Annotated in this window: 15 protein-coding genes; 11 read left to right on the top strand and 4 right to left on the bottom strand. The window is 61.1% G+C overall.

From position 1 onward, the window contains the following. Positions 1 to 16: 16 nt before the first annotated feature. Genes AC3WWH_RS20985 through AC3WWH_RS20995 form a run of 3 tightly spaced genes read right to left on the bottom strand, consistent with a single transcriptional unit; the run spans position 17 to position 3,455 of the window. Positions 17 to 766: an electron transfer flavoprotein subunit beta/FixA family protein gene (locus AC3WWH_RS20985; protein ID WP_492377234.1), complete on the bottom strand. Its 750-nt coding sequence runs from the start codon at positions 764 to 766 to the stop codon at positions 17 to 19. Positions 767 to 810: 44 nt separating this feature from the next. Further along, positions 811 to 1,416 (bottom strand): dimethylsulfonioproprionate lyase family protein, encoded by a 606-nt coding sequence (locus tag AC3WWH_RS20990; RefSeq protein ID WP_058323047.1) that lies wholly within the window; start codon positions 1,414 to 1,416, stop codon positions 811 to 813. A gap of 2 nt (positions 1,417 to 1,418) precedes the next feature. Continuing rightward, positions 1,419 to 3,455: an oxidoreductase gene (locus tag AC3WWH_RS20995; RefSeq protein WP_492377235.1), complete on the bottom strand. Its 2,037-nt coding sequence runs from the start codon at positions 3,453 to 3,455 to the stop codon at positions 1,419 to 1,421. A 148-nt stretch (positions 3,456 to 3,603) separates the two neighbouring features. On the opposite strand from AC3WWH_RS20995, the gene AC3WWH_RS21000 reads away from it, so the two are divergent. The 7 genes from AC3WWH_RS21000 to AC3WWH_RS21030 all read left to right on the top strand — a co-directional run bounded on the left by AC3WWH_RS21000 (position 3,604) and on the right by AC3WWH_RS21030 (position 11,285). Further along, positions 3,604 to 4,233, top strand: a complete 630-nt coding sequence (locus AC3WWH_RS21000) for a TetR/AcrR family transcriptional regulator (protein ID WP_058323045.1) — start codon at positions 3,604 to 3,606, stop codon at positions 4,231 to 4,233. 7 nt (positions 4,234 to 4,240) lie between these two features. After that, complete coding sequence (locus AC3WWH_RS21005) at positions 4,241 to 5,041, top strand: pyrroline-5-carboxylate reductase family protein (protein WP_058323044.1); 801 nt, start codon at positions 4,241 to 4,243, stop codon at positions 5,039 to 5,041. 65 nt (positions 5,042 to 5,106) lie between these two features. Then, complete coding sequence (locus AC3WWH_RS21010; protein WP_058323043.1) at positions 5,107 to 6,108, top strand: ABC transporter substrate-binding protein; 1,002 nt, start codon at positions 5,107 to 5,109, stop codon at positions 6,106 to 6,108. 102 nt (positions 6,109 to 6,210) lie between these two features. Continuing rightward, positions 6,211 to 7,098: an ABC transporter permease gene (locus AC3WWH_RS21015; protein WP_058323042.1), complete on the top strand. Its 888-nt coding sequence runs from the start codon at positions 6,211 to 6,213 to the stop codon at positions 7,096 to 7,098. Beyond that, positions 7,091 to 8,170 (top strand): quaternary amine ABC transporter ATP-binding protein, encoded by a 1,080-nt coding sequence (locus tag AC3WWH_RS21020; RefSeq protein WP_058323041.1) that lies wholly within the window; start codon positions 7,091 to 7,093, stop codon positions 8,168 to 8,170. Before AC3WWH_RS21015 ends, AC3WWH_RS21020 begins: the two co-directional genes overlap by 8 nt. Before the next feature lie 111 nt (positions 8,171 to 8,281). Further along, complete coding sequence (locus tag AC3WWH_RS21025) at positions 8,282 to 10,267, top strand: oxidoreductase (RefSeq protein WP_492377236.1); 1,986 nt, start codon at positions 8,282 to 8,284, stop codon at positions 10,265 to 10,267. Position 10,268: 1 nt separating this feature from the next. Next, the gene (locus AC3WWH_RS21030) at positions 10,269 to 11,285 is read left to right on the top strand and encodes an Ldh family oxidoreductase (RefSeq protein WP_492377237.1); all 1,017 of its coding nucleotides are present in this window, start codon (positions 10,269 to 10,271) and stop codon (positions 11,283 to 11,285) included. A 19-nt stretch (positions 11,286 to 11,304) separates the two neighbouring features. Here AC3WWH_RS21030 and AC3WWH_RS21035 read toward each other — a convergent pair whose 3' ends face one another. Then, a complete protein-coding gene (locus tag AC3WWH_RS21035; RefSeq protein WP_058323038.1) occupies positions 11,305 to 12,018 on the bottom strand; it encodes a GntR family transcriptional regulator in 714 nt (237 codons plus the stop codon). Between the two features lie 348 nt (positions 12,019 to 12,366). Here AC3WWH_RS21035 and AC3WWH_RS21040 point away from each other — a divergent pair, with 348 nt between their 5' ends. From AC3WWH_RS21040 to AC3WWH_RS21055, 4 genes are all read left to right on the top strand, one after another. After that, positions 12,367 to 13,866, top strand: a complete 1,500-nt coding sequence (locus AC3WWH_RS21040; RefSeq protein ID WP_492377238.1) for an aldehyde dehydrogenase — start codon at positions 12,367 to 12,369, stop codon at positions 13,864 to 13,866. Positions 13,867 to 13,868: 2 nt separating this feature from the next. After that, positions 13,869 to 14,753 (top strand): dihydrodipicolinate synthase family protein, encoded by an 885-nt coding sequence (locus AC3WWH_RS21045; protein WP_058323036.1) that lies wholly within the window; start codon positions 13,869 to 13,871, stop codon positions 14,751 to 14,753. A 3-nt stretch (positions 14,754 to 14,756) separates the two neighbouring features. Continuing rightward, positions 14,757 to 16,103: an NAD(P)/FAD-dependent oxidoreductase gene (locus tag AC3WWH_RS21050; protein WP_058323035.1), complete on the top strand. Its 1,347-nt coding sequence runs from the start codon at positions 14,757 to 14,759 to the stop codon at positions 16,101 to 16,103. 108 nt (positions 16,104 to 16,211) lie between these two features. Next, on the top strand, positions 16,212 to 17,213 hold the full coding sequence (locus tag AC3WWH_RS21055) for an ABC transporter substrate-binding protein (RefSeq protein ID WP_492377239.1): 1,002 nt from the start codon (positions 16,212 to 16,214) through the stop codon (positions 17,211 to 17,213). Positions 17,214 to 17,234 lie beyond the last annotated feature (21 nt).

A 17,234-nucleotide genomic window follows, 5' to 3' on the forward strand; every position in this document is an offset into this window, starting at 1 on the left:
TCTCCCTTTCCTGAAATCAGAGCACGCCGGCTTCGACTTTAAGCTTTTCGACGAGCTCGGCGACCGACTTGACCTTGATGCCAGCCTTGCGGCCCGACGGCTCCTCGGTCTTCAGCACCTTGAGGCGGGCAGCGGTGTCGACGCCGAAGTCCGCAGGGGTGTGTCTGTCGAGCGGCTTCTTCTTCGCCTTCATGATGTTCGGCAGCGAGGCGTAGCGCGGTTCGTTGAGGCGCAGGTCGGTGGTGACAACTGCCGGCAGCTTGATGTCGATTGTCTGCAGTCCGCCGTCGACTTCGCGGGTCACGGTCGCCTTGCCATCGCCGATCTCGACCTTGGAGGCAAAGGTGCCCTGGGCCCAGCCGAGCAGCGCCGACAGCATCTGGCCGGTCTGGTTCGAATCGTCGTCGATCGCCTGCTTGCCGACGATGATCAGCCCCGGCTGTTCGGCTTCGGCAACGCCCTTGACGATCTTGGCCACAGTGAGCGGCTCGACCTGGTCTTCGGTCTCAACCAGGATGGCGCGATCGGCACCCATGGCAAGGGCGGTGCGCAGCGTCTCTTCGGCCTTGGCCGGACCAACGGAAACGACGACGACCTCCTCCGCCTTGCCGGCTTCCTTCAGCCTGAGCGCTTCTTCGACCGAGATTTCGTCGAAGGGGTTCATCGACATCTTCACGTTCGCAAGCTCGACGCCCGAACCGTCTGCCTTCACGCGGATCTTGACGTTGTAGTCAACCACCCGCTTCACCGTCACAAGTATTTTCATCGCAACCTTCCTCCTGCGATCGGTTGTAGCCGAACGCTTTCACTTCAGTGTCTCGGTCGATCAGGCAACAAAGCCCAGAAGGCGAACAGCGGTGTTTCGCCGGAACGCATGGCGTGCCGGACGCCAGGCGGATTGTAGAACGAACCTCCGATCCCGGGTGAGAACCATTCCGAGGTGCCGTGCTGAAACTCCCCCTCCGACAGGACCAGGTAGGTTTCTTCGGGGGCATGGTCGTGATCGGGATAACGCACGTTCGGCGCCATCAGCGTCGCGCCAAGCCAGAGGTCCCTTCGGTCCTCCAGACCGCCCGGCCCAACGATCATCGCATTGGCGTGGCCCGGCAGGAAATTCTCGCTTGCCGTATGGTCGTAGACGGAGCGCCACTTCCATTCGAGCATCGGCTCAAGGCCCGCGAAGCGCTCAATCAGTGTGTCCAGGGACGGTCGCCCGGTTTTCGTTGCCAGAACGCTCTCGATATGATGGTTGCAGACCGGAAGGCGCTCTCCGATGTTCAAGCGTTGGGGTTGCGGCGCTTCGAGCTGGGCAAATATCTCCATGATTGACCGGCGCGCCCTTAGATCCTGAGCGAATTGGTCGAACGCGACGAAAGCCGTGTCCAGAAAAGCCTGCAGAGCGTCGACCCGCGCCATCGTCAGAGATCCTTGGCAAGACGGAGCGCGTCGTAGATGGCCGCATGCGTGTTGCGCGCCGCGACCGCGTCGCCGATCCGGAAGAGTTGGTAGGCACCCTCCGGGTTGCGTTCAACCGACTGCGGCGCTCCGGAAATCAGGTCGTCGTAGGAGACCTCGCCGAGGTTCCTCGAACCAGGTTTCAGTTCGAAATAGAGGTCATCGAGCGGAATGGTGCCGTGATTGACGACGATCTGATCGAAGGTCTGCTGCTTGGCCACGCCGCCATAGTCGCTGCCGACATGCGCGATGATCTGATTGCCACTCTTTTCTGCCGCCTCCAGCCTGTAGGTGACGGTGAAGGTGACATCGAGTTTCTGCAGCGAGCGCATATAGGGAACGAGGTTCATCGCCATGACTTCCGGCGCGAAGGAACGGTCCGGCGTCATGATCTCGACCTTGGCGCCTGCCTTGGCGATGAATTCCGCGGCCTGGAGACCAGCATGGTCGCCGGCATCGTCGAAGATGAGAACGTTGGTTCCAGGCTTCACATCACCCGAGATGATGTCCCAGGAGGAAACAACGAGCTCATTGCCTTTCGAAAGAACCTCTGTGTGCGGCAATCCGCCCGTGGCGATGATGACCACGTCGGGCGCGTCGGCAAGCACGGTGTCAGCCTCGGCCCATGTGTTGAACCGGAAGGTGACGCCGAGCTTTTCGCATTGGCTCATGCGCCAGTCGATGATGCTGATCATCTCCCGCCGGCGTTCGCTCTGGGCCGTCAGCCGGATCTGTCCGCCCGGATGGTTCGCGGCCTCGAAAACGACGACCTCATGCCCCCGTTCGGCGGAGACGCGAGCGGCTTCAAGGCCAGCAGGACCCGCCCCCACGATTACGACTTTCTTCCGAACCGCGGCCTTCGGGATCCGATGCGGCATCGTTTCTTCGCGGCCGGTCGCCGCATTGTGAATGCAGAAGGCCATGCCACCTTGATAGATCCGGTCAAGACAGTAGTTGGCGCCGACACAGGGGCGGATGTCGTCCTCGCGCTTTTCCATGATCTTGCGCACGATATGCGGATCGGTCATGTGAGCGCGGGTCATGCCGATCATGTCAACCTTGCCGGCAGCGATCGCGTGACGAGCCGTCGCCACGTCCTGGATCTTTGCGGCATGGAAGGTCGGGAATTTGGTTGCTGCGCGTACATCGCCCGCAAAATCCAGATGCGGCGCGCTCGCCATGCCCTGGATCGGGATGACGTCTGTCAGGCCCGCATCCGTATCGATATGACCACGGATGACATTCAGATAATCGATGAGACCGCTTTCCTTCAGACGACGGGAGATCTCCAGGCCTTCAGCCTTTCCGGTCCCGCCGGGAAGACACTCGTCCGCCGTGTAGCGTACGCCGAGGATAAAGTCGTTGCCGACCCTTTCGCGCATCGCCTTGAAGACGTCGAGACAGAAACGCAAACGGTTATCGAGCGAGCCGCCATAGGGACCATCGAGTTCGTTGGTAAGCGGCGAGGTGAACTGGTCGATGAGATGCCCGTAGGCTTCCAGCTCGACACCATCCATGCCGCCCGCCTTCATGCGTTCGGCGGCGTCCGCAAAATCCTTGATGATGCGCTCGATGTCCCAGTCTTCGATCTTCTTCGGAACGGCGCGGTGTGACGCTTCGCGATGGTGAGAGGGTGCAACGACCGGGAGCCAGTCACCTTTGTCCCAACGAGTGCGCCTGCCGAGGTGCGTGAGCTGGATCATGATCGCGGCGCCCTGCTCATGCACGGCGTCGGTCATTTCCCTGATCCACGGCACGATTTCGTCCTTGTAGGCCAGCAGATTGTTGAAGACCGGGGGGCTGTCTTTCGAGACTGCCGCAGACCCGGCGGTCATCGTCAGCGCCACGCCGCCCTTGGCCCGCTCGACCGTATAGGCACGGTAGCGGCCCTTTGGCATACCGTCTTCCGGATAGGCCGGCTCGTGAGACGTGACGATGATGCGGTTGCGCAGGGTCAAATGCTTCAACTGAAATGGCTGAAGCAGGGGGTCGTTCGACATGCGACGGGCTCCGGTTTATGGGACTTTAATCGCAACGGTATGAGGAACTGTACACACGTGTCAATAATCAAAAACACAATAGTTTGTTTATTCGACACACGTGTACAGTTTCCTTGAAGCGGCCCTTTGGATTTGTTAGGAGGCAATCATGGAACAGTCGATGAGTGACACTGGCTGGCGCGGTTCTCAGGAGGGGTGGCTCGAAGCCGCCTACGATTCCCTGCTCGAGTCAGGCGTGGACTCGGTGAAGATCCTGCCGTTGGCCAAACGGCTCAATCTTTCCCGGACCAGCTTCTATTGGTTCTTCAAGGACCGGGAGGAACTGTTGAACGCTCTCATCGCGCGCTGGAGGGAGAAGAATACGGGTAACCTCGTCAAGCAGTCCGAAGCCTATGCGGAGTCTCTCGCCGAAGCGATGCTGAACGTTTTCGACTGCTGGGTGAACAAGGATCTGTTCGACTCCCAGTTCGAGTTCGCCGTTCGCAGCTGGGCGCTGCAATCGCCCGAGATACAGGCCGAAGTACATGAGGCCGATCAGGCGAGAATGGAGGCGCTGGGCCGCATGTTCATGCGTTTCGGCTACGAGGCGGGTCCGGCGGACGTCCGCGCGCGAACGACCTACCTGGTGCAGATTGGGTATATCTCGATGCAATCCAAGGAGGACCTCGCGCTCCGCATGAAGCGCATCCCGGAATACATCGCAATCTACACCGGACAAACGCCGCAGCAGAGGGAGCTCGACCGCTTCTTCGCCCGGCATGGCTACAAACCAGAATGAGAGAAGAATGGAAACGGACGGACCTTTGAGGGTTGGCGTAATTGGTGGTGCCGGATGGCTGGGCGGAGCAATCGCCGCAGCCATTCTCGATGCCGGCATCGTCGAGCCTCAAGACCTGTCGCTCTCCTATCGAAGCGAGCGCCCCGACCGTTTCAACGGCTCCTTCTGGACATCAGACAACCAGGCACTTGCCAACCGTTCGGACGTTATCGTTCTCTCTGTCCGCCCGGCCGACTGGCCCAGCCTGACCGTCGTCGCCGAAGGCAAGCTACTGATCTCCGTCATGGCGGGCATTCGCCTCAGCGCTCTGAGTGAGCACCACCGCACTGACCGCGTGGTCCGAACCTTGCCCAATGCGGCGGCCGAAGTTCGCAAGTCCTATACGCCGTGGATCGCCGCCGACGGGCTGCAGGACAACGATCGGAACATCATAAGGGCGATCTTCGATGCCTGCGGTTCTCAGGATGAAGTGCGTTCAGAAGCGGAAATCGACTATCTGACCGGCCTCACCGGATCGGGACCTGCCTTTCCGGCGCTGCTCGCCGAAGCGATGATGGCAGACGCCGTCTCGCATGGATTGGCACCCGAGATCGCGACGCGTGCCGTCAACACCCTTATCGTGGGTGCCGGCCGGCTGCTTGAGCAGCATGACGACTGTCCGACCGACATTGTCCAGACCTTCCTCGATTATCGCGGCACCACAGCGGCCGCGATCGAGGAGATGCGCGCGGCCGGCTTTGATGCCGCCGTTTCACGCGGGCTGACGGCTGCGTTCAGAAAATCGGTTCGCATGGGAGAAGCCTCCTAGCGTCGTGGGGACGGGGTCCGCGGCGCCCCGTCTCAAAGAAAAAGCCGCCAAAAGAGGGAACGATAATGAAAAGCTTGCTTGCATCGACATGCCTGTTCCTTGGAACCGTCGCCGGTTCGTCGCTCGCCAACGCGGCGGATTGCGGCAGCGTCACCATCGCCAGCATGAACTGGCAAAGTGCCGAGGTAATTTCCAACCTCGACAAGATCATTCTCAATGAAGGTTACGGCTGCAGCGCCGAAATCACCATCGGCGACACCGTGCCAACCATCACCTCGATGGCGGAAAAAGGCGAGCCCGATATCGCGCCCGAGGCCTGGATCGATCTGCTTCCCGACGTGGTCAAGAAGGGAACCGAGGAAGGCCGCATCGTGAAGGTCGGCTCTCCGCTTCCCGATGGCGGCGTCCAGGGCTGGTGGATCCCAAAATACTTTGCCGATGCCCATCCCGACATCAAGAGCATTCCCGATCTCCTGAAGCATCCCGACCTCATCAAGGACCCTGAAGACCCGAGCAAGGGCGCGATCTTCAATGGTCCGCAGGGCTGGGGCGGCACGGTCGTGACCGCACAGCTCTACAAGGCCTTCGAAGCAGAGAAAGCCGGCTGGACGCTGGTCGACACCGGCTCAGCCGCAGGCCTCGACGGCTCGATTGCCAAGGCCTACGAACGCAAGGAAGGCTGGGTCGGCTACTACTGGGCACCGACCGCCCTGCTTGGCAAATACGAGATGGTGCAGCTCGAAGCCGGCGTCCCCTATGACGCAGCCGAGTGGAAGCGTTGCATTACGGTTGCCGAATGCACCGACCCGAAACCGAGCGCATGGCCGGTCGACACGATCGTGACGCTCGTCGCCAAGCCCTTTTCCGAAAAGGCCGGGCCCGAGGTCATGGACTACCTCAACAAACGCTCCTGGAGCAACGAGACGATCGCCAAGCTCATGGCCTGGATGACCGACAACCAGGCGAGCGGCGAAGAAGGTGCCAAGCACTTCCTCGAAGAAAACCCGGATATCTGGAAAAAGTGGGTTTCCCCCGAGGCCGCCACGAAGATCGAGGCTGCGCTGTAACTAGCACTGCCACACCCCGGTGCGGTGTGCTTCCCGCACATCGCACCGTTCATGCCGACATAACAACAAGAACGCATCGGCTCTTTCGAGAAGGGGAACCGAATGGACTGGTTTTATCAATTCCCGCACATGGACGACAACGCGCTTCGAGATCTGAAGAAGGTCATCGACGAGACATTTCGCGGCTTTACGCGCAATTACGGCGAACTGATCGAGGGATTTTTTACGCCGCTGCAGCATTTTCTGATCGCCGCCGAACGCTTCATGACCAAGACGCCATGGCCGATCATCACGCTCCTGATCCTCGCCATCGCCTGGGGAGCCACCAGGAGCCTGCGGATCGTCGGTGGCTGTCTCGTGACGCTGTTGCTGATCGGCTACTTCGACATGTGGGACGACACGATGCGGACGATCTCGATGATCTTCGTCTGCACCGTGCTGTCGATCGCGATCGGACTGCCGATCGGCATTCTGATGTCGCGCTCCGACCGGGTCCAGCGGGTCGTCAATCCCGTGCTCGACGTGATGCAGACCATGCCGAGCTTCGTCTACCTGATCCCCGTGGTCATGCTGCTCGGCATCGGCAAGGTTCCCGGCCTGATCGCCGTCGTCATCTACGCTATCCCGCCGATGATCCGGCTCACCAATCTCGGCATTCGCCTGGTCGACAAGGACGTGCTGGAGGCGGCCGATGCCTTCGGCGCCGACAACAGGCAGAAGCTCTTCAAAGTTCAGCTCCCGCTGGCGCTCCCGACCATCATGGCAGGTATCAACCAGACCATCATGATGGCGCTTGCCATGGTCGTCATCGCCTCGATGATTGGCGTTCAGGGGCTTGGCCAACCCGTACTGAAGGCGATCGCCAACCAGTACTTCACGCTTGGCATCTTCAACGGACTTGCGATCGTCGGCATCGCCATCATGTTCGACCGTGTCAGCCAGGCCTACGGCGAACGGCTGCAGAAGCACCGGGAGGTGGTTCATGGCTGATCATGCTTTCGGCGGTATCCAGATCCGCCATCTCTATAAGATCTTCGGGCCGAATGCGCAGTCCCATGTCGAGGCAGTCAAGAACGGCCTGACCAAGACGGAACTCAACGAGCGCTACGGGCATGTGCTCGGCCTTCGCGACATCAACATCGAGATGCCGTCGGGCTCGATCCAGGTGATCATGGGGCTTTCCGGATCGGGCAAGTCGACGCTCATCCGCCATATCAACCGGCTGATCGACCCGACGGCAGGCGAAGTGCTCGTTGACGGAGTCGACGTGGTGAAGATGCCGGAAACGGAACTGCGCGAATTCCGCCGCCATCAGACGGCCATGGTGTTCCAGAAGTTCGCGCTGCTTCCGCATCGAAGCGTGCTCGACAACACGATCTTCGGCCTTGAAATCCAGGGCGTGTCGCGCGCGCAAAGCATCGACACCGCCATGTGCTGGCTGGAACGGGTCGGTCTTAAAGGCTTCGAGCAGAAGTATCCCAATCAGCTCTCCGGCGGTATGCAGCAGCGCGTCGGCCTTGCCCGCGCGCTTGCCAATGACGCACCGGTGCTTTTGATGGATGAGGCCTATTCGGCCCTCGATCCCCTCATCCGCACCGACATGCAGACGGTGCTTCTGGACCTGCAGAAGGAGATCAAGAAGACGATCGTCTTCATCACCCATGATCTCGACGAGGCACTGAGGCTGGGTGACCAGATCGCCATCCTTCGTGACGGCGAGGTCATCCAGCAGGGTTCGAGCCAGGATATCGTGCTGAGACCGGCCGACGACTATGTCGCGAACTTCGTGAAGGAGGTGAACCGGGGTCGCGTGGTGCATGTAGAGGCGATCATGACGCCATTCGGCGCGACCGCCGTCGATAGCGGGCAACGGATTGCCGCCGATCTCACAATCGAAGAGGCGGTGCGTACGCTCGCCTCTGCACCCGAAGGCGACATCATCGTCGTCGATCCCTCGGGAAAGCCTCTCGGCACGGTCACCTTCCGCCAGCTGGCGGGCGCGATGGTCAATGCGCACGAGACGAACGATCGCGATATGGCGATTGCGGCCACCGCCGCGTGAGGCACCGGCGCGACCGTCCAATTGCCTCCGGGCGGTGTGTTCGCCGCCCGGAAGAGCCGACGACGCTGTTCCCCTTCCCAACCTGATCCTCTCCCCGCCCGGAGTTGCGCCATGTCCAAGAAGTTTCCCCGGTTATTCTCCCCTCTCAAACTGCGGTCGCACACGCTGAAGAACCGGATCGTGTTCGGCGCCCACACCGCAAACATGGCCGTCGAGGGCCTGCCGACCGAACGCCATGCCGCCTATTACCGGGAGCGCGCGATCGGCGGGGCCGCGATGATTGTCGTCGAACCCATGCCCGTGCATGCCGCAGCCGTTCTCACCCGCGGCAACTTCCGGCATTCGGACGATCGCGTCATTCCCCACTTCAAGAAGGTGGTTGAGGCAATCAAGGAACATGAAGCCGTCGCGATCCAGCAGCTCTATCATGTCGGGGCGCATGGGGATTCCGACAACTCATTTCATCCGCACTGGTCGCCTTCTGGCGGGCCCAGCTATCACGACAGCGACGGCTCGCATCCGATGACCGAGGCCGAAATCCTTGAGACGATCGACGGTTTCGTCGAGGCGGCACGGCGATGTCGGGACGCCGGCTTCGACGGCGTCGAAGTGTGGGCGGCCTATCTTGGCATGGTGGATCAATTCTGGACCCCCTGGTGCAATCGGCGTGATGATCAATGGGGCGGTTCGCTTGAAAATCGCACGCGGATGTCGCGCGAAATCCTGACACGGATCAGGGAGGTCTGCGGCCCCGACCTCATCGTCGGCCTTGCCGTCAGCGACGAACCGGATGTGAAGGTTGCGCTTCAACGCGACGAGCTTGCCGAGATCATCCGCCTGCACGACGAACTGGGCCTCATCGACTATGTCACATGCGGCTCGGGAGGCTACCTCGATTTCTACAAGCTGATGCCGACGTTCCTCTATCCCGAGAAACTGGGAGCCGACCTCGCAGCGGTCCTGAAAGGCGTCGTCAAGAATGCAGTGGTGATCGCCGAAAGCCACATCCGCACCCCGGAAAACGCCGAAACGGTGCTGGGCGAAGGAGCCGCCGATCTCGTATCGATCGTGCGCGGCCAGATCGCCGATCCGCATCTGGCAACCAAGGCGGACGAGGATCGCCCGGAGGACATTCGCGGCTGCATCTCGTGCAACCAGATGTGCTGGGGACGCCGGTCACGTGACTACTGGATCAGCTGCCTGATCAACCCATCCGTCGGCCGTGAGGCCGAATGGAACGGCGACCGTTTTTTGAAGACCAGTGATCCCCAGCGCGTGCTGGTCATCGGCGGTGGCCCAGCCGGACTGGAGGCCGCCCGGGTGGCCGCCGAGCGAGGACACAAGGTCGTGCTCACAGAAGCGTCGAACCGGCTCGGCGGTAACTTCCTGCTGGCAGGCATGCAGCCCAGAAGAGCCCAGATCCTCGATCTCATCGCCTGGTATGAGCGCCAACTCGAAAAACTCGGTGTAGAGGTTCGCCTCAACTCCTATATCGAGGCCGAGGACATCGACCCTTCCGAGTTCGGGCGTGTCATCGTCGCCACCGGCTCCTATTCACCGGAGACGGGCTTCCAGAAAGCGCTGCCGGCGGTCGAGACGATGCCGGGCCTGGCGAAGGGTAACGTCTTCACGGTCGAAGCCGTGATGGCGCGGCAGGCAAGGCCGGGCAAGCGCGTGCTGCTCTTGGATGAAGGTGGCGGCTGGCGTGGCTGCGGCACCGCCTGGAAGCTCGCCGAGGACGGCCACGAAGTGGCGATCCTGACGCCCGACCCCTTCGTCGGCAAGGAGTTGCAGAGAACCGCAGCCGACGTTCCGATGCGGCAGGCGCTCAGGAAACTCGGCGTGACATGGATCGTCGAAGCCAGCATCACCGAATGGCATGGCAACGGTGCGACGATCATCGACCACACCACGGGAGAGTGTCGCTTCATCGACGCGGATACGTTGGTCACGGCCACCACGAATGCCCCGGCCGACTGGCTGATTCCGGGGCTCGCCGAACGCGGTATCGCTACGCAACAGATCGGCGACTGCGCGGCCCCGCGGCAGGCGCCCTATGCGTTTTATGAGGGTCGGAAAGCGGGATTGGAGATCTGACATGGCGGATGACGTGGAACTCGGCGCAGCGGAAGCGGAGGATCTGGCGCTGAGAGCTTGCCTTGGTGCCGGCGCCAATCCGGCGAGCGCCCGCTCGCTCGTGGACGCGACAGTGTCGGCCGCCCGCTTCGGCTCCGCCGCTGTCGGGTTTCCGCACCTGGTCGATTACCTGAACAGTTTTCGCGAGGGACGTATCAACTGCGATCCCGCACCAGTCGTTGCGCGCCCGTTCCCCGCCTATCTGTCATCCGATGCCGACCGTGGCATCGCGCAACTCGGCTTCGATCTTGCCGTCCAAGACTTCGTTGCCGTCGCCCGCACCTTCGGGGTCGCGCTGTTCACCCAGAAGAACAGCTACACGACGGGCGAGCTCGGCTATTACGTGCGCCGGCTTGCGTTGGAAGGCTTGAGCGGCCTTGCGGCTACCAATGCGAATGCCATGGTCGTTGCAAAGGCAGGAGGACCCGCCATTTACAGCACGAACCCAATCGCCTTCGGCTTTCCGCTCGGCGATGGCACCCCGCCGCTGATCATCGATCAATCTTCCAGCGCCACTGCCTATGTCAACATCGTCGCCGCTGCCGCCGAGGGAAGATCTATTCCCAAAGGTTGGGCGGTCGACGCGCAAGGCGCCGATACCCAGGACGCCGAAAAGGCGCTTTTAGGCGCGCTGCTACCCTTCGGCGGTCGCAAGGGTGCGAATGTCGCGCTCCTCGTTGAATTGCTGTCGGCCGGCATCTCGGGCGGACCCTGGTCGCTGGACACGCCAAGCTTCAGAACAGGCGATGCATCTCCCGCTGTCGGGTTGACGGTGATTGCAATGATGCCAGGTTCGGAAGGGAGCGACCACATCGCCCGTGCCCACGACCAGATCCGGCGGCTGGAGGAACTCGGCGTTCACGTCCCGGGCGTCAGCGGCAGGCCGCTTCGCTCGACGGAGCGACCGTTGCGGATGCCCCGCGCTGTCTTCGATGACATCAGTCGTTTTGCGTCCGATTGGTCTGGTGGAATAGCGTAACCCACCGACAAAGATCCCGTCACACACCGAGAGAAATCGCCATTCCCTCCGGGGCGGCATACATCGCCATGTTCTTGCGCGATAAATCAAGGTGTGCACGAACCAACGCCTCCGCTCGATCAGGATCGTGGTTCGCTATTGCATCGATCATTTCGTCGTGTTGGCGCGACGCCTCGTGCAACTCCTCCAACATGCGCGCGTTGCTCGGTCTGTAAAAAATCTTGCCGATACGCGCATGATCAATCAAAAGCCGGCGAAGGCTTGGAAGAATGAAGGCATTGTTCGCAATCTCGCCGACCCGAAGGTGAAATTTGTCATTGTAGAAGACGCGGGCGTCGACGTCGTTGCTGTGGACCGCGTCGCGAAAGCTGTCCTGTATCTCGCGCAGGCCCGCGATGTCGGCCTTCGACGCGTGTTCGGCGGCCAGCCGCGTGGCCGCAACATAGATCATCGGCGCGATCAAAAAGAAATCGCGAAGGGATTGGTAGCTCATTGAGGTCACGCGGGCCGGCCGGTTCGCTTCAAGTTCAATGAACCCTTCCCCAGCAAGCTGTCGCATCGCTTCGCGCACTGGGGGGCGGGACAATCCAAATTCCTCGCTCAACGCTACTTCGTCCAGAACCGATCCCGGCGCTATCTGCATCGTGAGGATACGGTGGCGCAAGGTGTTATTCAGGGCAGCCTTTCGATCCGGGCCGACGCCTGGTTCAGGTGAGCTTTGATTGTTCGCCATGGCAAACTCCTTTTGAGCCTATATTGTCTACAAAAGATAGACTGGTCAACGCATTTCGATTTCCGTCGACGATCTTGCGGCCACGCGACTCTTTTGCCCGCTCCGCGGTGGATGCGCAAGGCCCAGCGGGCGACCTTCCAGGAACAAGTATCTGTCGTAGGTTCTGGTCCTCATTCCTCGCGCCGGAAGACGAGCCGCAGCCCTGTCTCACCATCACATTTCGTGTGTCTATTGACAGTAGACTAAATGTCTATCTATTGTATTATGACAAAACGACGGTGGCGATCGCCAGAGCGTTGATCCGACGCCGAGCGTTGCCGATGGCTTCCGGATTGATGGAGAAGACAAATGACGGAACTTCTGACGAGGGCGCAGTACGAGCAAATCGCGTCGAGACTATCCCTCCCTTCAAAGGCCATCATCGACGGTCGTTCTGTCGACGCGGGATCGGGACGCACGTTCGCAACCACTAATCCGGCGACAGGAAAGAAGCTGGCGGACTTGCCTGCTTGCGGCCCCGAGGACGTCGATGCGGCGGTCGCGAGTGCGCGGCAGTCATTTGCCGACGGGCGCTGGTCGAAGCAGCATCCGGCCGCCCGCAAGCAGGCTCTTCTTCGTCTGGCGCAACTCATTGAGAACAACCTAGTCGACCTTTCGGTGATGGAGAGCCTCGACAGCGGCAAGACGATCCTCGATTGCCAGACGGTGGACGTGCCTGAGACGATCAACTGCCTGCGCTGGCATGCCGAAGCGATCGACAAGATCTACGATCAGGTCTCTCCCGCCTCGAACGACCACATCGCGCTCGTCGTTCGCGAACCCGTGGGTGTTGTCGGGCTGGTCCTGCCTTGGAACTTCCCGCTCCTGATGCTTGCATGGAAGATCGGTCCGGCGCTTGCCGCGGGCTGCAGCCTGGTCGTCAAGCCGGCGGCGGAAACCTCACTGACGGCACTTCGGGTCGCCGAATTGGCACTGGAGGCCGGCATCCCGGCCGGCGTCTTCAACGTGGTAACGGGCTCGGGTTCACAGGTCGGCGAACCGATCGGCCGGCACATGGATGTCGACGCCGTGTCCTTCACAGGTTCGACGGAGACCGGTCGACGCTTCCTCAAGTATTCGTCCGAGTCCAACCTCAAGGAAGTCGTCCTCGAAATGGGCGGCAAGAACCCCTCGATCGTCATGGACGACGCTGACGATCTGGACGCGGTCGCCGCTCATATCGTGAACGGCGCCTATTGGAACATGGGCGAGAATTGCTCGGCCATCTCTCGACTGATCGTCCATTCCGCCATCAAGGAAAAGCTGCTGGAAAAGATCGTCTCCGAGGTGAAGAACTGGCACGTGGGCGATCCGCTGGATCCGGACAACCGCGTCGGCCCCCTCGTCTCCGAGGCGCACTACGGCAAAGTTGCGAGCTATCTCGGCGGCGAAGTGAAGGTCCTTCACGGCGGCGAAACCAGCGAGGGCCGCTTCGTTCACCCGACAATTGTCGAGGTCGAAAGCAATGCCGCCCGGCATGCGAAGGAAGAGATCTTCGGCCCGATCCTGACGGTCATCACCGTGGACAGCCTGAAAGAAGCGGTCACGATCGCCAACGAGACGGAGTACGGCCTGACGGCCTCCGTCTTTACCGGCCACGGCAAACGCGCCATGCGGGCTGCCCGCGCTCTTCGTGCAGGCACCGTCACCGTCAACTCCTTCGGTGAAGGCGATATCACCACACCGTTCGGCGGCTATAGGCAGTCCGGCTTCGGCGGGCGCGACAATTCCGTTCACGCCCACGACCAATACACCCAGCTCAAGACCATCTGGCTCGATCTCACCGACGACGAAACCGCGGATCTGTAATCATGACCAACTTTCCATTTCCCGGACTGAACCTCGCAATCGCAACACCCTTCGATGCTGAAGGTCGCATCGACTACGCGAAGCTCGAGCAGAACATCGAGCGCTATCTGGCGCTCGGCGTACCCGGCTTCGTGTTGAGCTCGGGCACCGGCATGCATGTGTATCTGACGAAAGAGGAATCGAAGGAGCTTGTGCGGCGCGGCTCGAGGATCATCAACGGGAGGGCGAAGGTGATTGCGCAGACCTCGGCGCTGCTGACGGCCGACGTGGTGGAGCGGACGAAGTTTGCCGCCGATTGCGGCGCTGACGGCGTCATGGTCCTGCCGCCCTTCTTCGAGGGTCCGACGGACGATGAGGGCATTATCGACTTCTATGCGGAAGTGGCCGCCGCCGGCCTTCCGGTCATCGGCTACAACGTCCCGCACGCCGTCGGCGTGACCGTGACGCCGGAGCTTCTCAAGGAACTTTGCGCGATCCCGAACTTCTGTGCGGTCAAGGACAGCAGCGGCGATCTCGGCAAGCAGGCATCGCTCATTCGTACCGGCCTTCCGGTCATGAACGGCGCCGACCACCTCGTTCCCTTTGCTCTCTGGTCCGGAGCGAGCGGCCTCATCTGGGGCGGCGCCAACTTTGCGCCGCGCACCGCGCTCGCGCTGGTCGCAGCAGCAACCGCCGGCGAATGGGGCAAGGCGCGCGAGATCTGGTCCCTGCTCGAACCAGCCATGTCCCTTATCTGGGAAGGCGACTACGTGCAGTCGGTCTATGCCGCCGCCGAACTCACTGGCCATGGTGCCGGCGCGCCGCGAAAGCCGCTACGCCCGCTTGCTGCAGGCCGGACCGAAACCATCCGCGCTGCCCTCGGCAGCCTGATCGAACGGGAAGCCTAAACCGTGAGCACGCCCTCGAAAAAGGTATTTGTTGCATCGAGACTCCCGAAGAACACGGGCGTTTCCGGGTGGGTTGCGATGCTCCCTGCCCGCCAGGCAAAGCCCCGGCTCGAGGGACATACCACCGCTGACGTTGTCATCATCGGCGGCGGCTTTGCGGGTCTTTCCGCATCACGCAGGATCATGGAACTCGACCCGACACTCCATGTCGCCGTCCTTGAGGCCGGTGTCATCGGGGAGGCGGCGGCGGGACGAAACTCCGGTTTCATCATCGACCTGCCGCACGAGGTCTCCTCCGAAGACTACAGCGGGGACTCGGCTGCAAAGAGCCGCGAGGCAATCGAGATCAGCCGGACGGCCATCGGCCTTGCCAGGGTCGTTGCACAGGAACAGGGCTGGGGCCGCGAAATCTTCGATCCGTGTGGGCGCTACAGCGTCGCCATCAGCGATGAGGGAGACCAGCATCTCCTCGATTATGCCGAGGGACTGGTGAAACTTGGCGAAAGGCATGAGCTGCTCAATGCGCGCGAAATCGCCGACGTGACGGGCACAAACACCTATACGTCGGCGCTGTTCACGCCTGGAACCATCATGGTGCAGCCGGCGGCCTATATTCGCGGCGTCGCAGATAGCCTGCGTGAACCGGTCAGGGTCTACGAAAATACTCCCGCAGTGCAGTTGGAAAATGCCGGTCACGGGTGGCTCGTCAAGACGCCCCAAGGCTCAATCAGTACCGACCGCATCATCCTTGCGAACAATGGCCATGCGGAGAGCTTCGGCTTCTTTGCGAGCCGGTTTCTCCACGTATTCACCTTTGCCTCGATGACGCGAGAGTTCGACCCAAGCCGGTTGCCGGGTCACCGCAAATGGGCAGCGACACCGGCCCTTCCGATGGGTACCACCGTCCGGCGCATTCAGGGTCAGGGCGGCGACCGTATTCTTGTCCGCTCCCGCTACACCTATCACCACAATATCGAGGCGAGCGAGGGAACCCTCCGGCGCGCTGGTGTGAAGCATGACCAGAAGTACCACGCCCGCTTTCCCCATCTGACAGATATTCCGATGGAATTTCGATGGGGCGGCGCAATGGCGCTGACATGGAATTCTGTGCCCGCTTTCGGCGAGATCGAGGCCGGCATATTTGCAGCGTGCGGGTGCAACGGCGTCGGCGCCACGAAAGCCACAGCAAACGGCATCGCAGCGGCAGAACTGATGCTTGGCGTCAAATCAAGGCTGACCGAAATCTTCGCGCGCTTCGACGCGCCGAAATCGCTGCCTCGTCAACCGCTTCGGACAATCGGGGCTAAGGCAAACCTCGCGTTCCGTGAGTGGCGCGCCGGTGGTGAGTAGATAGTCGCCGCAAACAAAGGGCGGCAATAGATCCTTTCAATAACTGAAGTCGGTGGTCGCGGCACTCCGGCTTTGATGGAACGTGCCGCCAAAAAAGGGAACGGAAAAATGAAAAAGTTGCTTGCATCTACCTGCTTGATGTTCGGCCTACTTGGCGGAGCATCGGTGTCACATGCCGCCGAATGCGGCAGCGTGACCATCGCCAGCATGAACTGGCAGAGCGCCGAGGTGCTGTCGAACCTCGACAAATTCATTCTCAATGAAGGCTATGGCTGCAGCGCCGAGATCACCATCGGCGACACCGTGCCGACCATCACTTCCATGGCGGAGAAGGGCCAGCCCGACATCGCTCCGGAAGCATGGATCGACCTTTTGCCCGATATCGTCAAAAAGGGAACGGAAGAAGGCCGGATCGTCAAGGTCGGCTCCCCCCTGCCCGATGGCGGCGTGCAGGGCTGGTGGATCCCGAAGTATCTCGCTGATGCCCATCCGGACATCAAGACGATTGGCGACGTGCTGAAGCATCCGGAACTCTTCCCGGATCCGGAAGACGCGAAGAAGGGCGCCATATTCAATGGCCCGCAGGGCTGGGGCGGCACGGTGGTCACGGCCCAGTACTTCAAGGCGTTCGAAGCCGAGAAGGCAGGTTTCACGCTGGTGGACACCGGTTCGGCAGCGGGTCTCGACGGTTCCATCGCCAAGGCCTACGAACGCAAGGAAGGATGGGTTGGCTACTACTGGGCGCCGACTGCGCTGCTTGGCAAGTACGAGATGGTAAAGCTCGATGCAGGCGTACCGGTCGATGCGGCCGAATGGAAACGCTGCATCACCGTCGCCGATTGTTCAGATCCCAAGCCGAGCGCCTGGCCCGTCGATACGATCGTCACGCTGGTGGCCAAACCGTTCTCCGAAAAGGTCGGGTCTGAGGTCATGGACTATCTCAACAAGCGCGCCTGGAGCAACGACACTGTCAGCAAGCTGATGGCCTGGATGACGGACAATCAGGCAAGCGGCGAAGAAGGCGCCAAGCACTTCCTCGAAGAAAATGAAGCCGTTTGGTCAAAGTGGGTTTCGCCGGAAGCGGCCGAGAAGATCAAATCGGCGTTTTAAGCCACTTCTGGGTGCGGGGTG

The organism is Ensifer sp. EB106-03-01-XG145, assembly GCF_058792075.1.